Origin of the sequence: Antricoccus suffuscus, from assembly GCF_003003235.1 — a bacterium.
Classification (GTDB): domain Bacteria; phylum Actinomycetota; class Actinomycetes; order Mycobacteriales; family Antricoccaceae; genus Antricoccus; species Antricoccus suffuscus.
The window spans coordinates 1-25,655 of sequence record NZ_PVUE01000017.1; the positions used below are offsets into that span (position 1 = coordinate 1).

A 25,655-nucleotide genomic window follows, 5' to 3' on the forward strand; every position below is an offset into this window, starting at 1 on the left:
CTTCTACACTCCCCGCGAGGTATTCACTAAACTCCTCAACCAGGACCTAGAAAACCAAGAACGTGTTGCGACCACCCCTTGAATTCACCGACGGATCGCGGGTTTTTCGTGACGGATCGCGGGTGAGGGCTACTTCGCCTCTGTGTCGACGATCGCCGCGACCGGCCCGCCACCAGAAGGGCCTTGGTGTACGGCCGCGACGGAAACGAACACGGCCGGGTCGCCGGTGACCGCGGCGGTGACGCCGCCGACCGTTGCCTTGATCTGCCGGTGCCAATGCACGTCAGAATCGTCGAGCATCGCGTTGCGGCGGTCCCGCACCATGCCGCTCGGATCGGCCTCGCACTTGAGGAACACGTTAACCAGGCTGGAGCCGAGATCACTGTGGTGCGGTCGATCTGGCAGTTCGAGGCCTGCCGAACGTATCGCTTCCCAGATACCGTCTTGGTCGAGAGCATCCTTCATGACGCTGTGACCGACGCGGTAACGACCGCCGATCCCGCGCACATTGCCGACGACCACAATCTGCGCTTGGTCGAGCTCGACTCCCGATGAGCATGAGGCAACAGCGGAATAGAGCTCAAGGTTCTCCATCACATCCTCGTCGGTGGGCATCGCAATCTCGCCCAAGGCCACGGCGATCCCGAGGGCCGTCGTGGCATTGGACAGGTCCATCGACTCGTGAGTGTGCTCGGTCCACACGGTCTTTCCGCGCCTTTTCGCGTCGCGGATCGTGTCGATAGTCAGCAAGGGCGTTTTCGTCTGTACATAGTGCACGTCGGCGGCGTCAGTGATACCGGCGTTCTCCATCGCCTTGCGTACGCCGGCCGCGACCTTCTCGATCATCGGCGTACGACCGATGTCCTCGGGCCGGATCTGTTCGCTCATCGCGATCCCGACGGACACGCGCGGCTCGTCGGTCTTCGTCGCCTTGTCCGCGGGCACTGTCGCGAAAATGGTGGCATGCGGGCTAATGACACCATCGGTGCCGCCGGACCAGACGATCGGGATTTGTTTGACGTCGTACGCCGAGCGGCTTCCCTTGGATACCAGCACTTCACGGAAGGCGCGATCGGCAATGATGCGCGTGTAGTCGTTGACTCCGCCGTTGCCCTCGGTCTTGCCGATGACGGCGATCACCCGGTCCGCCTCGAGCGCTCCCTCGTCAATCAGCTTGGCCAGCTCCGATGCATCAGAGACGTTGTGCAGTGGTACTTTGCGAACCTCAATGGCTTCTGGCATTCAAATCACCTTCCGTGTTGCTTCCTACGAATACCGCAGGCTGGTCTTTTCAGTCAGGTACGACGATGGTGCCGATATCACCCGCGATCGCGTCCCCGATGTGTTCGAGCGAGGTGATCACCGCGCGGTGTCCGCTGCGTGCGAATCGAAGCACCGCCTCGACTTTGGGGGCCATACTGCCGCTTCCGAAATGGCCCTGGGCAGCGTACTTTTCCAGCTGCGACACCGTGACTCGGCCGATGTCCTGCTGGTCGGGAGTGCCATAGCCGAGTACGGCGTGGTCCACATCGGTGGCGATAACCAGTACGTCGGCATCGATCGACCGAGCGAGCAATGCGGCGGTGAGATCTTTGTCGATCACGGCCTCGATACCGCGCAGTCGGCCGTCGTCCTGGCGAACGACCGGGATCCCTCCCCCACCTGCCGCTATGACGACGTAACCCGCGTCTCCCAGGTCACACACCGCTTGCGCGTCCAGGATTTCCAACGGTTCCGGGCTGGCCACGACCCGCCGCCATCCCTTCGCCCCGCGGTCTTGCCAAATCTGGCCGGCCGCTATCAGCAACTCGGCACGTTCCCGGGGCAGATAACGCCCAATAGGCTTCGTCGGATTGGTGAATCCCGGATCACTTTCATCGACCCGGGTCCGGGTCACGACGGTGACCGTCTGACGGTGCGCGCCGCGCGCCGCGAGCGCGCTCTCGAGCGCGTCTTGAATGGTGAATCCGATCGTCGCCTGGGTCTGCGCGCCGCACCAGTCCAGCGGTACCGGCGACATCTCATGCGCCGCTAACTCGTTCTTAGTCAAGACATTGCCGACCTGTGGGCCATTCCCATGCGTCAACGTGACAGCCATACCGGTGGCCAGAAGGTCGGCGACCGGTTCCATTGCGGCCTTGATCGCCACGTTTTGGTCGATCCAGGACGTGCTTCCGTCAGGCCCGGTCATCGCGTTGCCGCCGAGCGCGATCAGCACCCGGTGCGCAGTGGCAGGTGCACTGGTCGTCATGTCAGTCCTCACCGATGTCTTCGTGCCAGACCTGTGGACTTTGAGCGATAAAGGTCGCCATCAGCTGCTTACATTCGGCTGACTCCATGACGACAATCTCGACCCCGTGCGCGCGTAGCAGGTCTTCGGCGCCGAGGAAGGTGGCGTTTTCACCGATGACGACCCGCGGGATTTTGTACAGCAGAATCGCGCCCGTGCACATGCTGCAGGGCGACAGTGTCGTGTACATCGTCGACCGTGCATACGTTTTGGCCGTTAATCGTCCGGCGTTCTCCAGGCAGTCGGTCTCGCCGTGGCGGATCGCCGAACCCTGCTGCACGCGCCGGTTACGACCGACTGCCAATACGCCGGAATCGACGACAAGCGCGGCCCCAATCGGTACCCCACCCTCGGCCAACCCGATTCTTGCCTGCGCGAGCGCGGCCTCTAGGAACCGTTCGTCCTCGTCAGTCATCGCGTGTCCAGGTCGGCGTGCAGTGGCCCACCGGACAGTCGGGCGTAGCCAGGGCCGCGGTCGAAAAACGGGTCGGACGGCGAATGTGCCTCACCGGCACGGTCGACCCGCAGCTGCCTGGTCCTCCGTTCGTCAAGGGTTGCCTCGGTACCGGTTCCGTCAATCACCACGGCATAGCTGTCGGCCGCCCCCTGCACCGATACCTTGCCCCAGCGCACATCGCGCAGCACCAGTTGTGGATCGCGCTCGAGAGGATCGCCCCAGCCGCCACCGCCGGTCGTGCGAATCCGGATGACTTCTCCGGCGGCGACATGGTCCCCATCGGCCAGTGCGTCGACGGCCCGCTCGTTGGGTCCGCCGGGATCGATCGTGACCCCGAACGACATCCCGGCTTTACCGCCCTTTACTCCCCAGCAGGCGAGGATCGATCGGTCCGCGATCGACATGAAGCGCGCCTCGCGCAGCATCCGGATGTGCTTCTCGTAACCCAGCCCGCCGCGAAACTTGCCTGCGCCCCCAGAATCCACGGCAAGGCCCAGCTTTTCGACGATAAATGGGAAACGCGACTCCGTGAACTCACTGGGCAGGTTGCGTGAGTCCGGTACGACGTGGATCGTGTCCTCTCCATCGGCGTAGTAGCGGCCTCCCGAGCCGCCTCCGAGCACCTCCCGCATGAGGTACGGCTGTCCGTCCGCGTCCGTGCCATAGACACCGGTATAGCGAATAGTCTCCTGATCGGCGGGCATCTTGCCGTCCACCGCCTTCGCCACGACGCCGGCGAGTACGCCGAGGAGCCGAAGGATGACAAACGTCCGCGCGTTGGTCGGCGCCGGGAAGATCGGCGTAATCAGGGTGCCCTTCTCCGGAAACCTCATCTCGATCAACGGAATGATGCCTTCGTTGACGTCGAGTTCGGCCATCCGATCTGGAGTATCTGCAAGGTTGCGCAGAATCGGCGCGAGCCATTTTGCAAGGAAGTTTCCGTCGGCATAGTCACCACAGTGGTTGATCGGGCCCTTTGCCTGCGGCGCCGTACCAGTGAAGTCGAGGATGATCTTCGGACCGTCATCGGGACCACCAGTCGAACTCTTGGTGAGGGTGATCCGCTGTGTGTGTAGCTTGGGCTCATCGACACCGTCATGCTCGGCGTAGTCCTCCCACGCGTAGACACCGTCCGGGATTTTGGACAGGATCTCTCGCTGGTAGGTCTTGGTGGTCTGATCGAGAATCGCGTCGAAGCACCGCTCGACGGATTCCACGCCGTACCGGGTGAACAGCTCACCTAACCGGCGCGCACCCATGAGGCAGGCCGAGCACTCGGCATCAAGATCGGCGGCAAGGGAGTCAGGCATCCGCGAGTTACGGGTCATGATTTTCAATGCCGACTCGTTGGGTACGCCGGCGTCCCATAGACGGATCGGCGGCACCATGAGCCCCTCCTCGAACACGCTTGTCGCGTGCGAGGGCATCGACCCCGGTACGGCGCCGCCAATGTCGTCGTGGTGTCCAAACGCTTGCACGAATGCCACCACATAAGGCTTCCCATCCGAACCGTCGGCGAAAACCGGCACCGTGACACACAGGTCCGGCAGATGTCCTATGCCGCCCTCAGAGAGGTAGACGTCGTTGTGGAAGAAGACGTCACCGGGCTGCATCTGCTCGATCGGGTAGTCCCGGGTCACCGGATGGACCAACGCGGAGTACGAACGTCCGGTCAGCTTGCGTAGGTGCCGGTCATGAATGCCGGCCCGGAAGTCGTGCGCGTCACGGATCATCGGTGAACGCGACGTCCTTCCGATGGCCGTTTCGACTTCCTGCTCGACACTCGCGAGATAGCCTTCGACGATTTCGACCAGGATGGGGTCAACCGCACTTTGCTTGTCCCGCAGGGAGTATGGCTTCGAGGCCGTCACAGCGTGTCGTTCCCTTCGCTGGTGCGATGGATGATCAGGTTGCCGTAGTCGTCGACGGTGGCGGTGAATCCAGGATGCAGCGGCAGCGTCGCGCCAAACTCCTCGACCACGGCAGGGCCGTCGAGTACGTCGCCCGCACCGAGCCGGGTGCGCTGATAGATCGGAGCGTCGTACCACTTGTCGTAGTAGACCTGCCGGGTATCGGATCGGGCGGCCTCCGCTCCTCGACCCTCGACGATTTTGTCGATCTGCGGGCTGCGGATCGGGCCGACCCCGCTGACCCGGAGGTTGACCCACTCGACGTGCTGCGTCGGATCATGCCGGAAGTCGTAGCTGTAAAGCTCGCGATGCGCCTCATGGAAGTCTGCTGCCGCGCGATCAAGAGTCTGCTGACCAATGTGACCGTCCGCGACAGCGACGCGCACCTCGAAGGCCTGTCCGTAGTAGCGCAGATCCGCTGTACGCAGGAATTTTCGATCAGCTTCGTCGAAACCCTCACGCTCCAGTGCGCCCGCGGCTTCGGCTTGCAGGTCGTCGAAGACGGCGCCGATTTGGGCGACTTCAATGCGATCATGCCGACTCACGTGTGTGCGCACGTAGTCGTTGCGCACGTCGACGGTCAGCAGCCCGTACGCCGAGACGTTGCCGGGATTGGGCGGCACGAGCGCGCCGGCCAGACCGAGGATGTCGATCAGCCGGCAGGCCAGCAGCGAACCGGATCCTCCGAACGTCACCATCATGAAGTCGCGGACGTCGAGACCGCGCTTGACAGTGATTTGGCGTAGCGCGTTGGCTTGGTTCCACGCGGACACCTCGAGGATTCCAGCCGCAGTCTCCTCCACCGTCAAGCCGAGGCGACCACCGAGCTCCGATAGGCCATCTCTCGAAAGTCCCCTATCCAGCGGAATTTCACCGCCGAGCAAGTGCGGAGGGATCCGCCCGAGCGACAGGTGCGCGTCGGTGATGGTGGGCTCGAGACCGCCGGCGCGGTAACACATCGGACCGGGTGCGGCGCCGGCCGACTGTGGACCCACCTTGAGCGTTCCTTCAGGTGACACCCAAGCAATCGAGCCGCCGCCGGCGCCGACGGTGACGACGTCGATCATCGGGATCTTGCTCGGGTAGGCGCCGATGGTCCCCTCGGTGGTCAGCGCCGGTTGTGAGTCGATCACAACGGTGACGTCGGTGGAAGTCCCGCCGCCGTCACAGGTGAGTACGGCGTCATAGCCGGCCTGCGAGGCGATGACCGCCGCGCCGAGTGCGCCGGCAGCCGGTCCGGACAGCACCGTGGTGATTGGCTGATGCACGACCTCGGACGCTGACAGGACGCCACCGTTGGACTTCATCACGTAGAACGGGACCGAACGCGGACCGTGTTCGTCGGTCGTGAACTGTGCCAGCCGGCGGGCGATATTGTCGACGTACCGCCGGATGTTGGGCTTCACGGCGGCGTCGACAAGCGTCGTGATCGACCGCTCGTACTCGCGGTACTCGCGGAGCACTTCGGCCGATATGCTTACGACCGCGTCCGGGTGCTCACGGGCAAGTACGTCGCGCATTCGCAGTTCGTGCTCTGGGTTGGCATAGCTGTGCAGGAAGCAGACGCCCACGGTGTTGATGCCGAGGTCCTTGAAGAACCGTGCCGCGGCGACCGCGTCCTCCTCGTTGAACGGCCGGATCTGTTCGCCGTCGACATTGAGCCTGCCGCGCACCGTGCGCACCCGATCGGCCGGCACGATGCGGTCCGGCTTCACCCAGAAGTAGGAGTTGCCGTAACCGTCTGGCACGGACTGCCGCGCGATCTCGAGAATGTGCCCATATCCCTCGGTCGTGATGAAGCCGAGGTTTTCCACCTTGCCCTCAAGCAACTTGTTCGTCGCCACGGTCGTGCCATGACTGACGGCGCTGACCGCCGTACCGTCGAGTCCTAGCGCGCCAAGGACTTTGTCGATCCCAGTGAGGAAGCCCTCGGCGGGGTCGTCGGGTGTGGAGGGGGTCTTGGTCGTCGCGACTGCGCCGGTCTGCTCATCCATCGCTACGACGTCGGTGAACGTGCCACCGGTGTCGATCCCGATTCGCACCTGCGCAGGAGAGCTCATCGGCCTGACCCCCTGCGCACGCAACTGCCAACAATGACTCCCAGCAAGGCGATCCCGGCACCGACGCCGACGGAAAGAAGGTCAAGCGCGGGCATCCCCGTGCCGGGCGACGCGGCTGCCGCGCGACCAGTGAAAGCGACCGGAGCACCCGGCGTGGCCCTAACCGGCACCGCCGCTACGGCCTTGCCCGTCAACTGGTCGTTGAGGTTGCCGAAGAACTCGGCAGCCATCTTCTTTGCCACCCCGGCGAGCATCCGCTGACCGACGCCGGCGACCACGCCCCCTACGACCGCGTCCGCGTCGTACGCCACATTGGTGCCAGACCCCTTGGCCGACAGGGTAATCCGGCACGTCGCATCGACAGTCCCGGGAGCGCCCGCACCGGAGGCACGCAGCACGTACGACGACGGTGGTTGCTTGTCGCTGAGCGCGACCTTGCCGTCGTACGTGCCGCGGATCGATGCCACACCAGCGGACACGGTCATCTTGAAGTCGTCGACCGCGACCTGCTCCAGCGACTGGCAGCCGGGAATGGATTGGGCCAGCACGGACGGGTCGTTGAGCGCCTGCCACACGGTCTCGGGCGGTACGTCGAGGGTGGCTTCACCGGCGATCTTCATCGGGGATCTCGCATTTCTGTCGACAGACTGGGGTGCTTGGTGAGAGAGGCCTCGTCGTTGGCGGCGGCCGCACGCAGATGGTGCAGTTCGGACGGGGAGATGGGCATTGCGCTGATCCGTACGCCGAGCGCATCTTCGATTGCCGAGGCAATGACCGCCGACACGGGGATCACCCCGGCCTCGCCGGCACCCTTGATGCCGAGGGGGTTGAGCGGTGACGGTGTCTCTAGGTGCGCGGTGTCGATATGCGGGATCTCGCTGGCATACGGCATGAGGAAGTCCATGAAGGATGCGTTCTGCAGCTGGCCATACTCGTCGTAGGCCATCCGCTCGTAGAGTGCGCCGCCGATACCTTGGGCGACACCGCCATGGATCTGACCCTCCACGATCATCGGGTTGATCATCCTGCCGCAGTCGTGGACGACGGCGTACTTGAGAATCGTGATCTCGGAGGTCTGCGGATCAATCTCGACGATCGCGGCGTGCATCCCCGAGGCGAAGGTCGAGCGGATTGGTGAGTAGTACTCGCGGCCCTCGAGTCCGGGTGCCTCCCCCGCCGCGACGGGTGGCGCGTCCGGGTCATTGGGCCCGGCAAACTGGGTGGCCGCGCGGGTCGCGTCGTCGAAGGCGTAACGCAGCGGGTTGGACAGCACCGCGATCGTCTGCAGCGCAATCGACTGATCCGCAGAGCCTTTGACCCTCACGAGCCCATCGACTATCTCCAGATCATTGGGGTCGACCTCCATCGCATCGGCCGCTATCCGAGTCGCCTTCACCCGCACCGCGCGCGCCGCCAACGCGACAGCGTTGCCGCTCATCACGGCCGCTCGCGAGGCAAAAGTGCCGACCGCATAAGGAAAGCGTCGAGTATCACCGGTCGTGACCTCGACATCTTCGAGTGGTACGCCGAGCTCGTCGGCGACGATCTGCGCGAACGACGTCTGATGGCCCTGGCCCTGACTGGTAAGCCCGGTCGACACTTTGACCTTGCCGGTCGTCTCGACTTGCACGTGGCCGCCTTCGTAAGGCCCGACCCCCGTCCCTTCGACGTAGCAGCCGATCCCGAGCCCGACGATGCGTCCCTCGCTGGCGGCGATGCGCCGCTGGGCGGCGAAGTCGTCCCAGCCGACGAGGTCCTTGAGCATCGCCAATGACTTCGGGTAGTCGCCCGAGTCGTAGATCAACGGGCGACCGTCCTGGAATATCAAGCCGTGGTCGTAGGGAAACTCGTCGGGCTGGATGAAGTTGCGCGACCGCACCGTCGTGCGGTCCAGTCCGAGCGCGTCGGCGATCCGGTCCATCGTGCGCTCCATGGCGTACACGGCTTGCGGCCTGCCGGCGCCACGATACGGCGTCACGATCACGGTATTGGTGTAGAGGCTGTCGAAGACACAGCGGTAGGCGCCGGGCTTGTAGGGACCGAGGAGCTGGGTCGAGGTGATGATCGGGACGATGACGCCGTACGGCATGTAGGCGCCGTGATCGTGCCACACGCGTACATCGAGGCCGAGCAGTCTGCCCGCGTCGTCGAAGCCGACCGTAATGTCGTGGATCTGTCCGCGTTCGTGTGCCGCAGAGATGAAGTGCTCGCGGCGGTCCTCGGTGAACTTGACCGGTTGGCCGAGCATCCGGGCGGCCATCGGCACCAGCAGTTCCTCCGGCCACGGGTGCACGATCTTGACGCCGAAGCCGCCGCCGACGTCCGGCGCGATGACTTCGACTTGCGAAAGGTCGAGGCCGAGCTTCGCGGCGATCGCGGCCCGCACGGAGGTGGATGCCTGAGTGGACGTGTAGACGCGCAGCGACTGGTCTACGTCGTCCCAACGGGCGTGTACGGCGCGGCCCTCCAGCGGCATCGAGGCACTGCGCTCGATCGCGTGTGTGAAGGACAATGTGTGCGGCGCGTTGGCGATCGCGGACTCGACGTCACCGACTTCCTGCTCGAAATGCGCTCCGACGTTGCCTGGCGCATCGTCGTGGACCAGCAGCTGCCCGTCTCGTGCTTGCTCCAGGCCGACTACCGGTGGGAGGAACTCGTAGCTCACGGCGATCTTGTCAGCCGCGTCCTCCGCGGCGTACCGGTCCTTTGCGACGATGAACGCGATCGCCTCCCCGACGTAGTTGACCTCGTCCTTGGCCAGCGCATATTGCGTGCGTCCGGCGATTATCGACGGGTGCGGGATGAGCAGCGGTAGTGGCGCGGCCAGTGGACCAGCCAGATCGTCATAGGTATAGATCGCGACGAGTCCGGGGACGTCGATCGCCTCGGTGACGTCGATATCGGTGATCCGGGCGTGCGCATGCGGCGAGCGCAATACCGCCGCACTGAGCGCGTCGATCCCATCGCGGGCAACGTCGTCGGTGTAGCGACCTTCGCCGCGGACGAGGCGGTTATCCTCGTAGCGCAGCACTCGCTCACCGAATTGTCGGGTCGTCATCGAATTGCCTCCGACGACAGTTCCGCGGCACGCAACACGGCTGTTTCGATATTTTGGTAGCCGGTGCAACGGCACAGGTTGCCGGTGATCATGTCCCTGGCCTGGGCCGGGTCGGGCGCCGGATTGTCCAATATTCCGGCGGCAATGGTGATCATGAATCCAGGGGTGCAGAACCCGCACTGGAGCGCGTGACACTCGCGGAATGCCTGCTGCACAGGATGAAGCGAGCCATCGGGCCGCGCGAGTCCTTCCACCGTAGTGATCTGCAGGCCCTCGGCCGAGACGGCGAACATCAGGCAGGATCGCATCGGTACGCCGTCGACCAGCACCGTGCACGCGCCGCAGACGCCGTGCTCGCAACCCACATGGGTGCCGGTCAGCCCGATGTCGTGCCGGATTGCGTCGGACAGCAGTCGGCGACCGGGGACGCTGATCTGGTGCGAGATTCCGTTGACCACCAAGGTGATGCCGTATTGTTCTTCGTCCTCACGCATCGCGCACCTCCTCCATCGCGTCGCTCAACGCCCGCACTGTCAGTGTGCGCGCCAGGTGCGCGCGATAGTCGGCGGTCGCATGGATATCGGCCGTGGGCTCCACGCCGGCGGTCGCGAAGTCGGCGACCGACTGTAATTCGACCCCGGACCGGACGTTGACGCCGCGCAGCACCGCTTCGAGATCCACCAGCTGCGGGGTGTCGGCTACCGAGAAGTACGCCGCCCGCGCCGTCTGTATCGCGCCCTCGGCATCCACGGTGATGATGACCGCTACACCGGCGAGCGCATAGTCACCGTGCCGCCGGGTGGTCTCACGAATCGCCGTACCGGCGCGATCCGGAGCGGTGCCAAACGTCGCCGACACCGCGAGCTCGTCCGGTCGCAGCGCTGACTCCATCGGGCCGACAAAGAAGTCGGCCGCCGCGATGTCTCGCTCGCCTGCCGTGCTGCGGGCTTGGATGCTGCCGCCCGTGAGCAGCAGTACGGCGGGCATCTCCGCGGACGGGTCGGCGTGCACGATGCTGCCCACCGTCGTACCGCGATTGCGGATCGCCGGGTGGGCTACCAGCTGCAAGGCCTTGCGCAGCAGGGGTTGCGCCGCGTGCGCCGCATCGTCGGCAGCAAGCCGCGAGTGTCGCACCAGCGCCTCGACCACCACCCCGTCGGACGTGACGGCGATGTCGTCGAGGTCGGTCAGGTGGTTGATATCGATGATGTGCTCGGGGGCGGCCAGACGCATGTTCATGAGCGGGATCAGGCTTTGCCCGCCTGCCAGCACCTTTCCATGCTGGCCGGTGTCCGCCAGCAGACGTGTCGCCTCGTCGACCGTGTGCGGCCGGTGATACGAAAAGCGGCTAGGTTTCACTCGCGCCGCTTCCCGCTACCTGGGCTACGTCCGACGGCGATCGACGTACCGTCACCGAAGCCTGGGTCGTCCGCTGCTTTCGCGGCGGCATCACGTTCTCGCACAATCGACTCGCGCATCTCTCTCGGAGCCAAGACGCGGGCGATGTGCCAGCCGACAACCGCGACAATAGTGCCGAACGCAATCCCCGCCAGGCTGAACTTAGAGGAGAACTCGAGCGACACGTTGCCGACGCCGATGATGATCCCGGCGGCCAGCGGCACCAGGTTGATCGGATTGGCGAAGTCGACTCGATTTTCCTTCCAGATTTTCGCGCCGAGCAGTCCGATCATGCCGTAGAGCACGACGGTGATCCCGCCGAGTACGCCGCCGGGGATGCCGTTGATGAGAGCACCAAACTTTGGACAGAACCCGAGCAGTATCGCCACCAGCGCCGCGACGTAGTAAGCCGCCGTGGAGTACACCCTGGTCGCTGCCATGACCCCGATGTTCTCGGCGTACGTCGTCGTCGGCGAGCCACCAACGGATGTGGCGAGCACGGTCGCGAGCCCGTCGGCGGCAATGGCGCGGCCCATATAGGGATCGAGATTCTCGTCGGTCATCTCGGCGACCGCCTTGACGTGCCCGACGTTTTCGGCGATCAGCGCAATAACGGCCGGCAGCGTCAGCAGGATGAACTGGCCGTGGAACGACGGCGCGTGGAAGTTGGGCAGACCGAGCCAGTCAGCGTCGGCGACGGCGCCAAAGTTGGTGCGACTGTGCGCGAACGCGGTCGCGTGGCAGTACAGCCCTTCCGCGTCGCATGCCTTACCCGCAGCATCTTGCAGGTTCTGACCGGGTAGCACCGAGGTGATCGGGCCGGCCATCTTGTCCAACAGCCAGGAAAGTAGGTAGCCGAAGACGAGCGCCAGCAGGATCGAGATCCGGGCCCATAGTCCACGCAACAGGAGCGACGCGATGACAACGAACACCATCACAGCGAAGCCCACCCACTGGTCCTGCGGCCAGTAGGTGCCTGCCACCACCGGCGCCAGGTTGAACCCGATCAGCATGACCACCGCGCCGGTGACCGCGGGCGGTAGCCATTTTTGGATGATGTGTCCGCCGGCGATGTGCACAACCACCCCGACCAGCAGCAGTACGACGCCGGCAATCATGATCGAGCCGGTCACGTCGCCTGAACTGCCGCCGGCGGCGCGGATCGCCGCAACCCCGCCGACAAAAGCGGCACTGGTGCCGAGGTAGCTCGGGATGCGCCCGCTGACCACAAGTAGGAAGATGATCGTCGCGACACCGGACATCATGACCGCGAGGTTGGCGTCCAAGCCCATGATCAACGGGAAGACGAAGGTCGCGCCAAACATGGCGACTACGTGCTGCGCGCCGATGCCGACCGTGCGCGGCCAGGTGAGCCGCTCGCCGGGTTTGACCGACTGGCCCGGCCCGGGTGTCTTCCCGTCACCGTTGTAAAGCTTCCATTTCAGACTCAAGACTGCCTCCTAGGACCCCGAATCACCGGCACTTGGTCAATACGCTCGTGAATGAAGCTGCGTGGCGTGCAACACATGATCCAGGAATTCAATCAGTGGGTCGAACACAAAGCATGGTCAACTTTCGACGTGCCGGGCGCTCCGGCATGGCAAGTCTCGCCGGATCACACGGCCCGCAGGTGAAGGACGTGTAGAGCCAGTAATAGGTTGAGCCGAAGATTCGCGTCTTGGCTGAACGGGCCGACAAGCCTCTCCAGCTTGCCGATTCGGTATCGCAGCGTGTTGTAGTGGAAGTGCAGCAGGCGGGCGGATTTCGCGACGTTCAGGTTGGTTTCCAACAGCACCAGTAGCGTCTCGCGCAGGTCGGCGGCATCGTCCGAATCGTCATTGGCCAGCGGTCCGAGCACCTCGGTGACATAGTCACGCAGTTCCGCGCCATCCGGGATGAGTGAGAGGAGCCGGTAGACGCCCAGGTCGTCAAAGTAGGTCACCTCATCGCGGTGGTCGAACTGACGCGACACGGCCAGTGACCTGCGGGCCTGCGAGAAGCCGGACGGGATCTCGGCGACCTCGCGGATGGCCCGGCTGACACCGATCCGGCTGGCGCGACCGGCAGACTTCAACGTTCGGGTCGCTCGGGCGGCCGCGTCCGCAAGCTGCTCCCGGGTGAGATGCGCACCGACCAGTGCAACTGCCCCGCCAGAGGCGGCGACACACGCGGCGGGTTCGTCGTACTCCCGCAGCGCCTTACGCCACGTGTCGGCCAACTGGTCGAGGCTCTCGAGTGTGGGGGCGGTCTTCGCCGCCGGTCCGGTCACGTCGTACTCGATCATGCACACGACGAGGTCGCGGCGCAGGTCCCACCCGAAACCGTGTGCCTGGGAGTGCACGCGGGAGACCTCGAGTTTGCGGCCCTCGATGAGATCGCGCACCAAGTCGGCCTTGTAGCGAGCCTCGACGCCGGCGACCGCCTGCTGGCGGATGATCACCAGCGCCGCGACCGTGCTGAGCCGCTCGAGCACGGTGGTCATGTCCGGGTACGCCGGGACCATTCGGGCGCCGTCCTCCGGCAAGGCACGGATCGTGCCGAGCCGGGCACCACCGGCCACGATCGGTACGGCGATGTGCTCACTGCCGCGTAATGCGCCGAGGCGTTCGAGTTCGTCCGCCGTGCACTCGCCGGCTGGCGTCGCCGCCGACTCCACCCGCCCGGCCTGGTCCTCGATCATGACGGTCGTGGCGAGCAAGGTCGCGGCCTTCTGACCGACCTCGGACAGCCCGCCACCTGCCAGCACGATGCCCAGCAGTGCCTGATGGACCTCCTCGGACCGTGCGGTGGCGACCGTCTGATTGTGCAAGACCTCGGTCAGTACCTCGTTCATGATGTCGTCGAACCCGAACTGGTTGCCCACCAAAATCACCGGGAAGTCACGCTCTGCGGCGGCCAGCAGAGTCGACTCCGGCAGCTCGTCGATGTATCGGCCGAGTTTGATCGCCAGTCCCGCCAGGCCGCGCCGGTCGAGATCCTTGACCAGCTCGGTCAGCGACTCAGGATCTTCACGCAGCGGGTATCCGGTCGTCAGCAGCAGCTCGCCGGCCTTGACCCACGGCAGGACGTCCGGGACCTCCATGACGTTCATCCGCTGCACGATGCGATCAAGGCCGTCCCAGCCGGCAACGACACGTGCATCCGACAGAGAGCCGACGCGCAGCACATCCCGGACCGAAAGCCCACCCTGCATCGATGCCATTTGAATACTCCTTTCGACGACACATGTTGCACTTTGCGCCGTTGGTTGGCAACTTTCGATATACACCTTGGGCGCCGACGTCGTTACCGTCACGGACATGGCGAAGACGATGCAGACCTCGCTACGGTGCGCCGCGCCGGAGCGCACCCGGCCGCTGTGGGAATCTGCCGTGCAGCCACTGCGTGTCGTTATGTCGTTTCGATATGCCATATACCTAGAAACTGAGGCTGGCGAGCCACTGGCGCTGTGCACCCGGGACGCGGCGGCCATGCCGTTCTCTGCGGTGCTGCCGGTGACGTCCGACGACGTGACGATGCCGGCGCGAGTTTCCGACGCGCGGATCGGCGACGGCATCCTCACACTCGGCCACGTCACGGTGCGGCCGGGTAGATACACCCGCTCTCCGGCGCCACCCTCGAGCCTCACGCCGCCGTTCCTCACCCGGTATGCCGCGCTCGGCGCGCAGACGGCGCCGCTGCTCGATCTGCCGGCTAGCGCGTTACGGCTGTGCGCCGCGTCGATCGAGGACCCGTCGCTGCTGCGATATTTAGTCGGGCTCGGTACCGGCCTGACGCCGACCGCCGACGACGTACTCGCCGGGGTACTCGGCGCCTTACACAGCTTTCGCCATGACGCGTTTGGGACGTTCGGCGCTCAGGTCGCGGCCTTGACCGCGCGCACGACGTGGCTGTCCGCGCGGCTACTGGAGGCGGCCGCCGCGGGAGCTCATTCGGCGCCAACTCTCGCGCTGCTGACACGGGTCAGCGATGACGATGCGGCGTGGGCGCGAACTGTGCACGAAGTGCTTCTGCATGGGCACACGAGCGGTGCCGGGCTCGCCTATGGCGTCGCGCTTGGCGCGCACGCGAGCAGCAGCCTGATCCACCTCAACCAAGGAGATGCCGCGTGAGCGAGCACGTAGAGATCCGCAGCGGCGTGTACCGCGACTCGGTCGCGCTGCTTCAGGTCAGCAAGCACGTCGCCGCCGTCGCGGGGGTCGAGGCGGCAATCATTGCGATGGCGACCGAGCTCAACCTCGACCTGGCGCGGCAGATGGGATTCACGGGTCTAGATGCGGCCGAGCCGGCCGACCTGTTGATCGCGATCCGCTGCGGCGACGACGTTCTTGAGACCGCGTTGACCGAGATGGAAGGCGCGATGGCCTCGTCCCCGTCGGTCGCGGCGAGCAGCCTCGAAGTGCCGGCGCACACGGTCGGTGCGGCGTTGCGCCGCGCCGACGAGGCCACCCTGGTGTTGCTGTCCGTGCCGGGCGCCCACGTGCTGCCCGAGGCTCTCGACGCGCTCGAGGCAGGCCGCAGCGTGATGATCTTCAGCGACAACGTGCCTATCGCGCACGAGGTACTGCTCAAAGAACTAGCCGCGCAGCGCGGTCTACTGGTGATGGGTCCGGACTGCGGCACGGCCATCGTGGGCGGGGTTGCGCTGGGCTTCGCCAACGTCGTACGACGTGGCGACGTTGGCATCGTGGCCGCTTCAGGCACAGGCGCGCAGCAGCTCGCCTGCCTACTGGACCACGCCGGCATCGGTATTAGTCAGCTGATCGGCGTCGGCGGACGCGACCTCCGGGCGGAGGTCGCCGGCCGCTCCACGATCCAGGCCCTCAGCGCACTCGATGCCGACCCGGGTACGACGGACATCATCGTCGTGTCCAAACCCGCACCGGCCGAGGTCACCCATGCCGTCCGCGCGGTCGCCGAGCGACTCTCCACGCGCGTAACGTTCTGCGTCCTGGGTCCTGGTCAGCCCACGATGTCCGACACGGTCAGCTCTCTCGTGCAGTCGCGTCACGGCACGTCACCTAAGTGGCCGGCTGTTGGTGTCCGCGAGCAGCAACCGCGCGCCGGACGTCTCAGTGGCATCTATAGCGGCGGCACCCTGGCCGACGAGGCGATGGTCATCGCGTCGTCGCGGCTCGGCGAGGTGCGCTCCAACATTCCCTTGTCGCCCGGGCTGCTCATCGGTCCGAACGAACGCGCCAGCACACACGTGGTCATCGACTACGGCGACGACGAGCTCACCCGCGGCCGACCGCACCCGATGATTGACCCCAGCATCCGGCTCGAGCGGATCGCCATGGACGCTGCCGATCCATCGTGTGCGGTGATCCTGCTGGACGTCGTACTCGGGCACGTCGCCGATCCCGATCCGGCCGCCACGTTGGCGCCTGCGCTTCGCGCCGCGGGCAAGCCAGTCATCGTCTCACTCATCGGCACCGAAGCCGATCCACAACACTGGTCGCGCACCGCCGAGGCACTCGCCGACGCGGGCGCGGAGGTCTATCTCTCCAACGCGCAGGCGACAGCCCGCGCGGTCGACCTCGTCGCCGAAGGGACTGTCGCATGACCGATCCGAGTTATTCGTTTCTGCGCGACGAACCTGTCATCGTGAGCGCCGGCGCCGCGATTTTCGATGAGGCTCTGCACGGTCAAGCAGTGCCGCTCACGGTTGTCGACTGGGCGCCACCGCGATTTGCCGATTCGGCCCACATCGCCTCTGTGACAAGTGATCCGCGGCGGCACGCGGCCAATCAGCAGGCACTCGACCGGGTACTCACGGCCCGTTCAGAACTGGTCGACGTGCGGCCCGCATCCGAGGCGCTGGGTCTGAAACCGGGGCAGTTTCTGCACGCTGGCCCACCGATCACGTGGGACCGCGCATCCGGTCCGATGCGCGGTGCGCTCATCGGCGCGATGATCTTCGAAGGCCTTGCTGCAAACGCGGAAGATGCCGAACGGGCCCTCGCCGGCGACAACGTCGAACTCGACTCCTGCCACCATCACGACGCGGTCGGACCGATGGCCGGGGTCATCTCCCCGTCTATGTGGGTGTTCGAACTGCGCGACCCGGTGCACGGGGGTACGGCGTACTGCTCGCTCAACGAGGGTTTGGGCAAGGTGCTGCGCTACGGCGCCTACGGCCCAGAGGTCATCGACCGGCTTACGTGGATGAGCACGGTCCTCGGCCCCGCACTCCAGACTGCCGTGCGTGCGGCGAAAACCGTCGACTGTGCAACGATTCTCGCGCAAATGTTGCAGATGGGCGACGAAGGCCACAACCGCAATCGCGCGGGTACGCTGATGTTACTGCGCGACTTACTTCCCCACCTTGTCGCCAGCGGCGTGCCGGCGCGTGACCTCGCTGAGGTCTGCCGGTTCGTCGGTGGAAACGACCACTTCTTCCTCAACCTCGTGATGCCGACCGCCAAACTCGCAATGGATGCCGGTCGCGGCGTACCCGGGTCGAGCCTGGTCGTGGCGATGGCGCGCAATGGTACCGACTTCGGGATCCAGTGCTCCGGCACGGGAGACCAGTGGTTTACCGGACCCGCCAACAAACCCGAAGGCCTATTCCTCGGGCAGTACGGCCCCGACGACGCCAACCCGGATATCGGCGACTCTGCAATCACCGAGACGATCGGCGTCGGTGGATTCTCGATGGCGACTGCGCCGGCGATCGTGCGGCTTGTCGGCGGCGACGTCAACTTCGCGCTCACCACGTCCCGGAAAATGTACGAGATCACCCTCGGCGAGCATCCGATGTACTCGATCCCGATCCTCGAGTTTCGCGGGATTCCGTGTGGCATAGACGCTCTCGCGGTTGCACGGACCGGGATCTTGCCGCAGATCAACACCGGAATGGCCGGTGCGCTCGCCGGTACCGGCCAGGTCGGCGCCGGACTGGTCACCCCGCCCGAGAAGTGCTTTACAGATGCCGTTGCGGCGCTGGCGGCAGCGCGTCCGTCAACGGCGTAAGCGCGATACCAAGCAGTCCGGGGCCTACGTGCGCGCCGACGACTGCGCCCACCTCGCCGACCACGATTGACGTATCGGCAGGCAATGCCTTTGCCAAGTCTGCGGCTAACGACTCGGCGCGGTCGGCGGCCGCGAGATGCTGCACCGCGATCTGCACCTGATTGTCACGCTTTGCCGCATCGACCAGAGCAAGGGCCTTGAGCCGGGCGATTGCTCGGCTCGACGTGCGAACCTTTTCCAGCGGCATGATCCGGCCTTCGGACAGGTGCAGCAATGGTTTAACCGCGAGCGCCGTACCCAACAACGCTTGTGCCGCGCCGATCCGACCGCCGCGACGTAAGTATTCAAGAGTGTCCACGTAGAACAAATTGGTCGACTCTTCGGCGATCCAATTGACCAACCGCACGATCTCGTCGGCCTCGATGCCAGCCTCCGCCGCTCGCTTCGCGGCAAGTGCGGCCTGACCCATGGCCATGCAGGTGATGCGGGAGTCGACGACGTGGACCCGGCCCTGCGGACGCTTCTCGTTGCATTCGGCGGCCGCCGTACGCGCGCTGTCGAACGTGCCCGACAACTCGGAGGAGATATGCACGCTGACGATGTCACTTGCGCCTTCGTCGAGCAGCCGGTAATAGACGCTCAGGAAGTCCTCTGGCGTGGGCCGCGAGGTAGAGACCGCGATGCTCTTGTCGCGCAATGCCGTCGCGACGTCCTGCGGAGTAATCTCGCCGCCCTCCTGCCCGCTGCGATCACCGAGCACGACATGCAGCGGCACGATCGAGACCGGGTGCTCGGCAAGCAGCGCCTGCGGGATGTACGACGTCGAGTCCGTCACGACAGCGGTGCCATTGGTCATGGCTCCAACCTAGGGCATTCCAGCGCGATTAGCGCGTCACGGATCAGCGGTGGTGCGGAACGGGCGCTGGCTGGGGTCGTTCGGTGGAGAGCGTCTCGTCCGAGTCGACGTTGGGCGTCGACTCCTCTTCGAGCGCGGCGAGCGGGCCGATGTTGTGTCCGTGTAGCCGCCACGAGCGGTCGGCGCCGCGGCGCAGCTCGCTCCAGCGACAGTTAGCGAGCGGTGACAGCTGCATCCAGTGCTCCTCGGGCAGCCCGAGGACCCGTGCCAGCAGCGCCTTGTGCGTGCCTCCGTGCGCCACCAGCACGACGGTGCCGTCGTACTGGTCGACGATCTCGGCGAGCAGCTCGGCCGCTCGGTCTGCCACCTCGGGTGCGCTCTCACCGTCACCACGGTGGACCTCGTCGCCGCGTTGCCATGCGGCCAACTCATCCGGGAACCGTGCGGCGACTTCGGCGCGGTCGAGCCCCTCCCAGCGGCCTAGCGACGTCTCACGTAAACGTCGGTCTGCGTGGATTTGCATGCCGGTCAACTCGGCCAAGGCTGCGGCGGTCTGCATCGCTCGAGACAGGTCCGAAGAATAGATCGCGGTAGGTTGTTCGGCCGCGAGGTACGGCGCGGCCTCGGCCGCCTGCCGGATGCCTTTCGGCGCGAGCGGGACATCCTGCTGCCCCTGAAACCGGCCGGCCGAGTTCCAGTCAGTGAGTCCGTGCCGCCACAGGATAAGCCGTTCGATGCTCACTCGGCCGAGTCCGCGGCCGCCCGCGCTGGATCCTCGAATGGGATTTCGGGGCAGTCTTTCCAAAGCCGCGCGAGGTCGTAGAAGACGCGCTCCTCGGTGTGCTGCACGTGTACGACGATGTCAACGTAGTCCAACAGCACCCACCGGCCTTCCCGGGCGCCTTCGCGGCGTACCGGCTTGACCTTGTCCTTGAGCAGTCGCTCTTCGATTGCGTCGACAATCGATTTGACCTGCCGCTCATTGCTGGCCGAGACGATGACGAAGCAGTCGGTGATGACCAGCTGTTCACTGACGTCGATGATCACGATGTCGGTGCCGAGCTTGTCCGCGGCCGCGGTGGCGGCGGTGGTAGCGAGGTCAATGGACTTCTGGGTGGCGCTCACGATTACGGCGTACTCCTCAAGGGCGTGGGTGTCGTATACAGGTTACGCGCGCCGATAGAGCTTGCGCTTCTCGATGTACTGCACTACCCCATCGGGCACGAGATACCAGACCGGCATTCCGCGGCCTCGGCGTTCCCGGCAGTCCGACGAAGAGATCGCCAACGCCGGAACTTCGACAAGGGTCACCGCGCCGTCGGGTAGTCCGTCGTCGTCGAGCACGTAGCCCGGACGGGTGACCCCGATGAAGTGGGCGAGCTCGAACATGTCTGCCGCGTTCTTCCAGCTCAGGATCTGCTGAAGGGCGTCCGCGCCGGTGATGAAGAACAGCTCCGCGTCCGGATAGGTGCGGTGCAGATCGCGCAGCGTGTCGATCGTGTACGTCGCACCGCCGCGGTCGATGTCCGCCCGGCTCACGGAAAATCGCGGGTTGGACGCGGTCGCGATGACCGTCATCAAGTAGCGATCCTCCGCGGGGCTCACCTGGCGATCAACCTTCTGCCAGGGCTCGCCGGTCGGCACGAAGATCACCTCGTCCAACCCGAACAGGGTTCCTACCTCGCTGGCGGCGACAAGGTGGCCGTTGTGCACCGGGTCGAACGTGCCGCCCATGATGCCTATACGGGCTGGGCTCACGCGCCCGGGAGGATGTTGTGCACAAACTCGGCGAGCTGCGCCGCGTTTCGGCATTCCTGCATGTCGATGACGTCGGCGTACCGGTCGGCGACGGAGTCACCGCTGCCCCACATCCGCTGCGCCTCTGGGTTGAGCCAGTAGGCGTGCCGGGACCGGCCGACGATCGTGCGCAACGTGGCCAGACTCGGGTCACGATAGTTGCTGCGCGCATCGCCCAGGATCAACAGGGAGGTCTTGGGCCCCACCGCTTCAGGCCATTTTTCCTCGAAGGCCTCGAACGAATGGCCGTAGTCGCTGTGGCCGTCGAACCAGACGAGGTTGGCCTCGCGCCCGATCCGTTGTACAGCGGTGGGCAGGTCGGCACCGGGGGTGAAGAACTCGGTCACCTCGTCGGTGGTGTCAACGAAGGCGAACGCGCGCACCTTGGAGAATTGCTCGCGCAGCGCTGAGGTCAGCATCAGCGTGAAATGCGAGAAGCCGGCAACCGAACCAGAGACGTCGCACAGGACGACGAGTTCGGGTTTGTGCTGCTTGCGCGGCTTGTGGTACGTGTTGATCGGGATGCCGCCAGTGGCAAGCGAGGCGCGGACCGTACGCCGGAAGTCCAGCCGACCGGAGCGCCCGAGACGACGCCGAGCCGCAAGCCGAGAGGCAAGACGACGCGCAAGAGGATGGACGGTACGGCGTAGCTCGGCGAGGTCGTCCGACTGGGCGCGCAGAAAGTCGACCTGGTCGGCCATCGGGCGGACCGTCGACTTTGCGACATTGTCCTTGCCGCGATCCTCGGCGACGCGGCGACGTACCTCGGCGTCGACCAGACGGCGAAACTCGGCGAGCCGGTCACGAATGGTCTGGCGGGCGACAGCTTCTTGCATGCCACCCTTGTCGGCGCCCTTGAGCAAACCGGCGAGCAGTTGAGATACAAGCGTGTCCGGGGACAACGCACGCATCACGCGGTAGCTGTAGTAGGACTCGCGCCCACCACCCGCGGCGCCCTTGCCCAGCGCCGAGACGGCGTTGCGCGCGATTCGGCGCAGCAGGTCGGTATCGCCATTGAGCAACGCATCGGCGAGCATCTTGCGCCACGCTTCGATGTCGGCCTCGCCGTCGGCGTTGGTCGGCAACTCGGGGTTGTCCGGGTCGCCTTCGCCACCCTCACCGTCGCCGGAGCCGATCGCGGTGCCGTCCCCGACCGCCAGCGGCCACCACAGGTCAAACATGGTGTCGAAGGCGAGCCGGTACGACGGCCGCTTGACGCAGACCGCCGCCAGACCCTCGCGAAGGTCTTCGCGGCGTAGTACGTCGACGGTGTTGAACACCGTTGCGGTGTCGATGCACTCGCCGATGCCCACCGGGATTCCGGTGCCGCGTAATGCGTCTACGAATCCGGTGAGGTGGCTGAGGAGTCCACCCGTTGCCACGGTTGCGTCCGGCGCCTGCGTGGTCATGGCTAGTTCAGCTTCAGTTCGCCGGCGGCCTTGGCCGCGTCGCTGGCGTGTTTGAGTACGACGCCGAGCGTGGTCTTGACCGCTTCCTCGTCGAGGGTGTTGATGCCGAGCGCGAGGAGGGTCTGGGCCCAGTCAATCGTCTCGGCGATCGACGGCGACTTCTTCAGCTCCATCGCGCGCAGTGCGCGGGCCGTCCGCACGATTTGCTCTGCGAGCGCCGGTGCAACGTCGGGCACCCGGGAGATGATGATGTCGCGCTCGCGCTCGGGACCCGGATAATCCAGGTGGAGGTAGAGACAACGCCGCTTGAGCGCCTCGGACAGCTCGCGGGTGGCGTTGGAGGTCAGCAGCACGAACGGGCGGCGGTCCGCATGGATCGTGCCCATCTCGGGGATCGTGACCTGGAAGTCACTGAGAATCTCAAGCAGCAGGCCTTCGACCTCGACGTCGGACTTGTCGATCTCGTCGATCAGCAGCACGGTCGGGTCGGTACGCCGGATTGCGGTCAGCAGCGGACGCGACAGGAGGAACTCTTCGCCGAAGATGTCGTCGCTGGCGTCTTCCCACGTCTCGCCGGAAGCGGCTGCGGTCGCATTGCCCTGTTGGATGCGTAGCAGTTGCTTCTTGTAGTTCCATTCGTAGAGCGCGCGGGCCTCGTCGAGACCTTCGTAGCACTGCAAGCGCACGATGTCGGCGTCGATCGCGCCGTTGATCGCCTTGGCGAGCTCAGTCTTGCCGACCCCGGCGGGACCCTCAACCAGGAGCGGTTTGCCCAGGTGATCGGCGAGATAAACGGTCGTCGCGGTCGCGCGGTCGGCAAGGTAACCCTGCTCTCCCAGCTTGGCGAGCACTTCGTCAACGGACGAGAAGTGTGGCCGGTGCGGGACGACCGGAGCGTTTGAAGCCTTAGCGGATGAGTTTGTAGTCACGTATCGCACACTACCGAATGGGATTCGGTTTGCAGACCCCTAATGCCAAACCTCACTTTTACGCATCTTGACAGCGCGCCTACGAGACGCCGCGAATCTGCCCCTCGCCCTGCACCAGGTAGGTCGTCGTGGTCAGCTCGGGCAGCGCCATCGGACCCCTGGCGTGCAGTTTTTGAGTCGAGATGCCGATCTCCGCGCCGAACCCGAACTCGCCGCCGTCGGTAAATGCGGTGGACACATTGACCATGACCGCGGCAGCGTCGACTTGCCGAGTGAACCGGCGCGCCGCGTCGATGTTCGAGGTCACGATCGCCTCGGTGTGACCGGTGCCGTGAGCGCGGATGTGCGCGACCGCGGCGTCGAGCGAATCCACCACGCCGACCGCGAGGTCCAGCGAGAGGTATTCGGTGTCCCAGTCTTCGTCGGTGGCGGGTACGACGCTGTCCCCCACGATCCGACGAGTGTCGTCGTCGCCGTGCAGGACGACGCCCTCGTCCTGCAGCACCTTCGCGGCCTTGGGCAGGAATTCGGCGCTGACCGACCGGTGCACCAGCAGCGTCTCGGCCGCGTTGCACACGCTCGGACGGCGTACCTTGCTGTTGCGCAGGATCTCCAACGCCATCTGCTGGTCGGCACTCTCGTCGACGTAGACGTGCACGTTGCCGACGCCGGTCTCGATCACCGGAACACTCGCGTTGTTGACGACGTGCTGGATCAGGCCGGCACCGCCGCGCGGAATGACGACGTCGACCAGTCCGCGGGCGTGCAGGAGCGCGGTCACCGTGGAACGGTCGTCGGCCGGGACTCCCTGGATTGCATCGGCCGGCAGCCCGCACCCGTTGAGGGTGTCGCGCAGGACGCTGACCAGGGCGGCATTGGACGCCGCCGCTGAGGCCGATCCGCGCAGCAACACCGCATTGCCGCTCTTGAGGCACAGCCCAGCGCCGTCGACCGTCACGTTGGGGCGGCCTTCATAAATGATTCCGACGACGCCCATCGGCACCCGGATCTGCTGCACGCGTACGCCGTTAGGCATTGTGTAGCCGCGCACAACCTCGCCGATCGGGTCTGGCAGCCCAGCCACGTTGCGCAATTGGTCGGCGATCGCGCCGATCCGCGCGTCGGTCAGCTGTAGTCGGTCGATCAACGCATCACTTGTGCCGGACTCTCGGCCGCGTCGTACGTCTTCGGCGTTGGCCGCGAGGATCTGCGCAGACGCGGCGACGAGCGCGTCCGCCATCGCGTGGAGGGCGGCATCCTTGTCGGCGCGCGAGAGCAACGCCAGCGCGGCGGCCGCCTGACCGGAACGCTTGGCCAGGTCGTTGACAAGTTCGGTGGCGCCCACTACCTCTGTCATAACATCGATCCTTTCACGCCCACTGTCAGAGCAGGGCAATGTCATCGCGGTGGATGAGCTCGCGTTGGTGGTCCGCGTCGAGGTCGGCGATCTGTTTGCCCAGCAGCGCGGGGATCTCGCCGGCGTCGTACGACGACAGGCCGCGAGCGACCGCGACACCCTGTAGGTCCCGCAGTTCAATCGCGTCGCCGGCGGCAAACGATCCCGCCACACCGGTGACCCCGGCGGGCAACAGCGACTTGCGCCCCTTCACGACGGCCCGGACAGCACCGTCGTCCAGCGTGAGGTAACCCTTGGGCACCGATGCCCAGCGCAGCCAGAAACGGCGCTGCGGCGGTCGTTTTCCACGTTTGTGTACGAATGTGCCGACGGTCCGGCCGGCGAGGGCGTCGGCGGCGTTGTCCATCGAAGTGATGATGACCGAAACGCCGGCGCCTGAAGCGATCCGAGCAGAGTCAAGCTTCGTGGCCATGCCGCCGGTGCCGACCCCGGCGCTCGATGCGCCCTTGGTATCCACCGCCTGCAGCATCGCTTCATCAGTGATCTCCGCGATCAGGTTCGCCGAACCGCGGTTGGGATTAGCGTCGTACACCCCGTCGACGTCGGAGAGCAGAATCATGCCGCCCGCGTTGACCAGGTGCGCGGTGAGTGCCGCGAGCCGGTCGTTGTCCCCAAACCGGATCTCGTCGGTAGCGACCGCGTCGTTTTCGTTGACAATCGGTATGACGCCGAGGTTAAGCAGTCGGTCGAGGTTGCGCTGTGCGTTGCGGTAGTGCGTGCGCCGCTGCAGATCGTCGGCGGTGAGCAGTACCTGGCCGACGTGCAGACCGTGCCGGCCGAACGACTCGGCGTACGCGTGCACCAGCAGCATCTGCCCGACACTCGCCGCGGCCTGCTGGGTCGCCAGGTCCCGGGGCCGGGCGCCGAGACGAAGGGGCTCCAGTCCCGCCGCGATCGCGCCGGAGGAGACGAGCACGATGTCGCGGCCATCCTTGACGGCGCCGACCAGAGCATCGACCAGCAGATCAATGCGGGTGCGGTCGAGGCCCGTGGCGCGGGATTTTCCGGGCCGGCCGCTGGGCATGGTGAGCGATGACGAGCCGACTTTGACAACGACGCGGCGGGCGTCGCCGAGGGCCTGATGTGCGCTAGCCATCGA

The 25,655-nt window shown here is 65.4% G+C and carries 22 protein-coding genes; 3 read left to right on the forward strand and 19 right to left on the reverse strand.

Translation table 11 applies throughout. The features are described 5' to 3' along the window. Window positions 1-129 precede the first annotated feature (129 nt). The 11 genes from bar to CLV47_RS16795 all read right to left on the reverse strand — a co-directional run bounded on the left by bar (window position 130) and on the right by CLV47_RS16795 (window position 14,375). Window positions 130-1,242: a barbiturase gene (gene bar / locus CLV47_RS16745; RefSeq protein WP_106350220.1), complete on the reverse strand. Its 1,113-nt coding sequence runs from the start codon at window positions 1,240-1,242 to the stop codon at window positions 130-132. A 49-nt stretch (window positions 1,243-1,291) separates the two neighbouring features. Then, window positions 1,292-2,251 carry a carbamate kinase gene (gene arcC, locus CLV47_RS16750; RefSeq protein WP_106350221.1) on the reverse strand — a complete coding sequence of 320 codons (960 nt, stop codon included), beginning with the start codon at window positions 2,249-2,251 and terminating at the stop codon, window positions 1,292-1,294. Window position 2,252: 1 nt separating this feature from the next. Next, window positions 2,253-2,705 carry a nucleoside deaminase gene (locus CLV47_RS16755; protein WP_106350222.1) on the reverse strand — a complete coding sequence of 151 codons (453 nt, stop codon included), beginning with the start codon at window positions 2,703-2,705 and terminating at the stop codon, window positions 2,253-2,255. Then, a complete protein-coding gene (locus CLV47_RS16760) occupies window positions 2,702-4,618 on the reverse strand; it encodes a hydantoinase B/oxoprolinase family protein (RefSeq protein WP_106350223.1) in 1,917 nt (638 codons plus the stop codon). Before CLV47_RS16760 ends, CLV47_RS16755 begins: the two co-directional genes overlap by 4 nt. Then, on the reverse strand, window positions 4,615-6,717 hold the full coding sequence (locus tag CLV47_RS16765; protein ID WP_106350224.1) for a hydantoinase/oxoprolinase family protein: 2,103 nt from the start codon (window positions 6,715-6,717) through the stop codon (window positions 4,615-4,617). Before CLV47_RS16765 ends, CLV47_RS16760 begins: the two co-directional genes overlap by 4 nt. Next, window positions 6,714-7,337: an SRPBCC family protein gene (locus CLV47_RS16770; protein ID WP_106350225.1), complete on the reverse strand. Its 624-nt coding sequence runs from the start codon at window positions 7,335-7,337 to the stop codon at window positions 6,714-6,716. The genes CLV47_RS16765 and CLV47_RS16770 overlap by 4 nt, the downstream gene beginning before the upstream one ends. Next, window positions 7,334-9,775, reverse strand: coding sequence for an aerobic carbon-monoxide dehydrogenase large subunit (cutA, locus tag CLV47_RS16775; protein WP_106350226.1), 2,442 nt, complete (start codon window positions 9,773-9,775; stop codon window positions 7,334-7,336). Before cutA ends, CLV47_RS16770 begins: the two co-directional genes overlap by 4 nt. Further along, window positions 9,772-10,269, reverse strand: a complete 498-nt coding sequence (locus tag CLV47_RS16780) for a (2Fe-2S)-binding protein (protein ID WP_106350227.1) — start codon at window positions 10,267-10,269, stop codon at window positions 9,772-9,774. Before CLV47_RS16780 ends, cutA begins: the two co-directional genes overlap by 4 nt. After that, window positions 10,262-11,134, reverse strand: coding sequence for an FAD binding domain-containing protein (locus CLV47_RS16785; protein WP_106350228.1), 873 nt, complete (start codon window positions 11,132-11,134; stop codon window positions 10,262-10,264). The genes CLV47_RS16780 and CLV47_RS16785 overlap by 8 nt, the downstream gene beginning before the upstream one ends. Beyond that, window positions 11,131-12,624 (reverse strand): uracil-xanthine permease family protein, encoded by a 1,494-nt coding sequence (locus CLV47_RS16790; protein WP_106350229.1) that lies wholly within the window; start codon window positions 12,622-12,624, stop codon window positions 11,131-11,133. The genes CLV47_RS16785 and CLV47_RS16790 overlap by 4 nt, the downstream gene beginning before the upstream one ends. A 164-nt stretch (window positions 12,625-12,788) precedes the next feature. Beyond that, window positions 12,789-14,375, reverse strand: coding sequence for a PucR family transcriptional regulator (locus CLV47_RS16795; protein ID WP_106350230.1), 1,587 nt, complete (start codon window positions 14,373-14,375; stop codon window positions 12,789-12,791). A 97-nt stretch (window positions 14,376-14,472) separates the two neighbouring features. Between CLV47_RS16795 and CLV47_RS16800 the strand changes: the two genes are divergently transcribed. From CLV47_RS16800 to CLV47_RS16810, 3 genes are read left to right on the forward strand one after another with little or no spacing between them, the layout of a single operon-like run. Beyond that, the gene (locus CLV47_RS16800) at window positions 14,473-15,285 is read left to right on the forward strand and encodes an oxamate carbamoyltransferase subunit AllH family protein (protein WP_146135414.1); all 813 of its coding nucleotides are present in this window, start codon (window positions 14,473-14,475) and stop codon (window positions 15,283-15,285) included. Further along, a complete protein-coding gene (locus CLV47_RS16805) occupies window positions 15,282-16,739 on the forward strand; it encodes an FdrA family protein (protein ID WP_106350232.1) in 1,458 nt (485 codons plus the stop codon). The genes CLV47_RS16800 and CLV47_RS16805 overlap by 4 nt, the downstream gene beginning before the upstream one ends. Next, complete coding sequence (locus CLV47_RS16810; RefSeq protein WP_106350233.1) at window positions 16,736-18,148, forward strand: YlbE family protein; 1,413 nt, start codon at window positions 16,736-16,738, stop codon at window positions 18,146-18,148. The genes CLV47_RS16805 and CLV47_RS16810 overlap by 4 nt, the downstream gene beginning before the upstream one ends. On the opposite strand, the gene CLV47_RS16815 is transcribed toward CLV47_RS16810, so the two are convergent. The 8 genes from CLV47_RS16815 to proB all read right to left on the reverse strand — a co-directional run bounded on the left by CLV47_RS16815 (window position 18,099) and on the right by proB (window position 25,652). After that, complete coding sequence (locus CLV47_RS16815) at window positions 18,099-19,004, reverse strand: DegV family protein (protein WP_106350234.1); 906 nt, start codon at window positions 19,002-19,004, stop codon at window positions 18,099-18,101. The genes CLV47_RS16810 and CLV47_RS16815 overlap by 50 nt on opposite strands. A 43-nt stretch (window positions 19,005-19,047) precedes the next feature. Further along, window positions 19,048-19,746, reverse strand: coding sequence for a histidine phosphatase family protein (locus CLV47_RS16820; protein WP_202862650.1), 699 nt, complete (start codon window positions 19,744-19,746; stop codon window positions 19,048-19,050). Next, complete coding sequence (gene rsfS / locus CLV47_RS16825) at window positions 19,743-20,129, reverse strand: ribosome silencing factor (protein ID WP_106350235.1); 387 nt, start codon at window positions 20,127-20,129, stop codon at window positions 19,743-19,745. The genes CLV47_RS16820 and rsfS overlap by 4 nt, the downstream gene beginning before the upstream one ends. 42 nt (window positions 20,130-20,171) lie before the next feature. Further along, the gene (gene nadD / locus CLV47_RS16830) at window positions 20,172-20,762 is read right to left on the reverse strand and encodes a nicotinate-nucleotide adenylyltransferase (RefSeq protein ID WP_238145482.1); all 591 of its coding nucleotides are present in this window, start codon (window positions 20,760-20,762) and stop codon (window positions 20,172-20,174) included. Next, complete coding sequence (locus CLV47_RS16835) at window positions 20,759-22,210, reverse strand: vWA domain-containing protein (RefSeq protein WP_106350237.1); 1,452 nt, start codon at window positions 22,208-22,210, stop codon at window positions 20,759-20,761. Before CLV47_RS16835 ends, nadD begins: the two co-directional genes overlap by 4 nt. 2 nt (window positions 22,211-22,212) lie before the next feature. Then, window positions 22,213-23,139, reverse strand: a complete 927-nt coding sequence (locus CLV47_RS16840) for an AAA family ATPase (protein ID WP_106350345.1) — start codon at window positions 23,137-23,139, stop codon at window positions 22,213-22,215. Window positions 23,140-23,218: 79 nt separating this feature from the next. Next, window positions 23,219-24,496, reverse strand: a complete 1,278-nt coding sequence (locus tag CLV47_RS16845) for a glutamate-5-semialdehyde dehydrogenase (RefSeq protein WP_106350239.1) — start codon at window positions 24,494-24,496, stop codon at window positions 23,219-23,221. Window positions 24,497-24,521: 25 nt separating this feature from the next. Next, window positions 24,522-25,652: a glutamate 5-kinase gene (proB, locus tag CLV47_RS16850; RefSeq protein ID WP_106350347.1), complete on the reverse strand. Its 1,131-nt coding sequence runs from the start codon at window positions 25,650-25,652 to the stop codon at window positions 24,522-24,524. Window positions 25,653-25,655 lie beyond the last annotated feature (3 nt).

What these genes read in the sequence shown, in the direction of transcription:
- CLV47_RS16765 (WP_106350224.1), bottom strand. Translation starts at nt 6,717, where the DNA reads ATGAGCTCTCCTGCGCAGGTGCGAATCGGGATCGACACCGGTGGCACG.
- CLV47_RS16815 (WP_106350234.1), bottom strand. Translation starts at nt 19,004, where the DNA reads ATGACCAATGGCACCGCTGTCGTGACGGACTCGACGTCGTACATCCCG.
- CLV47_RS16845 (WP_106350239.1), bottom strand. Translation starts at nt 24,496, where the DNA reads ATGACAGAGGTAGTGGGCGCCACCGAACTTGTCAACGACCTGGCCAAG.
- CLV47_RS16770 (WP_106350225.1), bottom strand. Translation starts at nt 7,337, where the DNA reads ATGAAGATCGCCGGTGAAGCCACCCTCGACGTACCGCCCGAGACCGTG.
- CLV47_RS16755 (WP_106350222.1), bottom strand. Translation starts at nt 2,705, where the DNA reads ATGACTGACGAGGACGAACGGTTCCTAGAGGCCGCGCTCGCGCAGGCA.
- bar (WP_106350220.1), bottom strand. Translation starts at nt 1,242, where the DNA reads ATGCCAGAAGCCATTGAGGTTCGCAAAGTACCACTGCACAACGTCTCT.
- CLV47_RS16835 (WP_106350237.1), bottom strand. Translation starts at nt 22,210, where the DNA reads ATGACCACGCAGGCGCCGGACGCAACCGTGGCAACGGGTGGACTCCTC.
- cutA (WP_106350226.1), bottom strand. Translation starts at nt 9,775, where the DNA reads ATGACGACCCGACAATTCGGTGAGCGAGTGCTGCGCTACGAGGATAAC.
- CLV47_RS16780 (WP_106350227.1), bottom strand. Translation starts at nt 10,269, where the DNA reads ATGCGTGAGGACGAAGAACAATACGGCATCACCTTGGTGGTCAACGGA.
- arcC (WP_106350221.1), bottom strand. Translation starts at nt 2,251, where the DNA reads ATGACGACCAGTGCACCTGCCACTGCGCACCGGGTGCTGATCGCGCTC.
- CLV47_RS16800 (WP_146135414.1), top strand. Translation starts at nt 14,473, where the DNA reads ATGGCGAAGACGATGCAGACCTCGCTACGGTGCGCCGCGCCGGAGCGC.
- CLV47_RS16810 (WP_106350233.1), top strand. Translation starts at nt 16,736, where the DNA reads ATGACCGATCCGAGTTATTCGTTTCTGCGCGACGAACCTGTCATCGTG.
- CLV47_RS16795 (WP_106350230.1), bottom strand. Translation starts at nt 14,375, where the DNA reads ATGGCATCGATGCAGGGTGGGCTTTCGGTCCGGGATGTGCTGCGCGTC.
- proB (WP_106350347.1), bottom strand. Translation starts at nt 25,652, where the DNA reads ATGGCTAGCGCACATCAGGCCCTCGGCGACGCCCGCCGCGTCGTTGTC.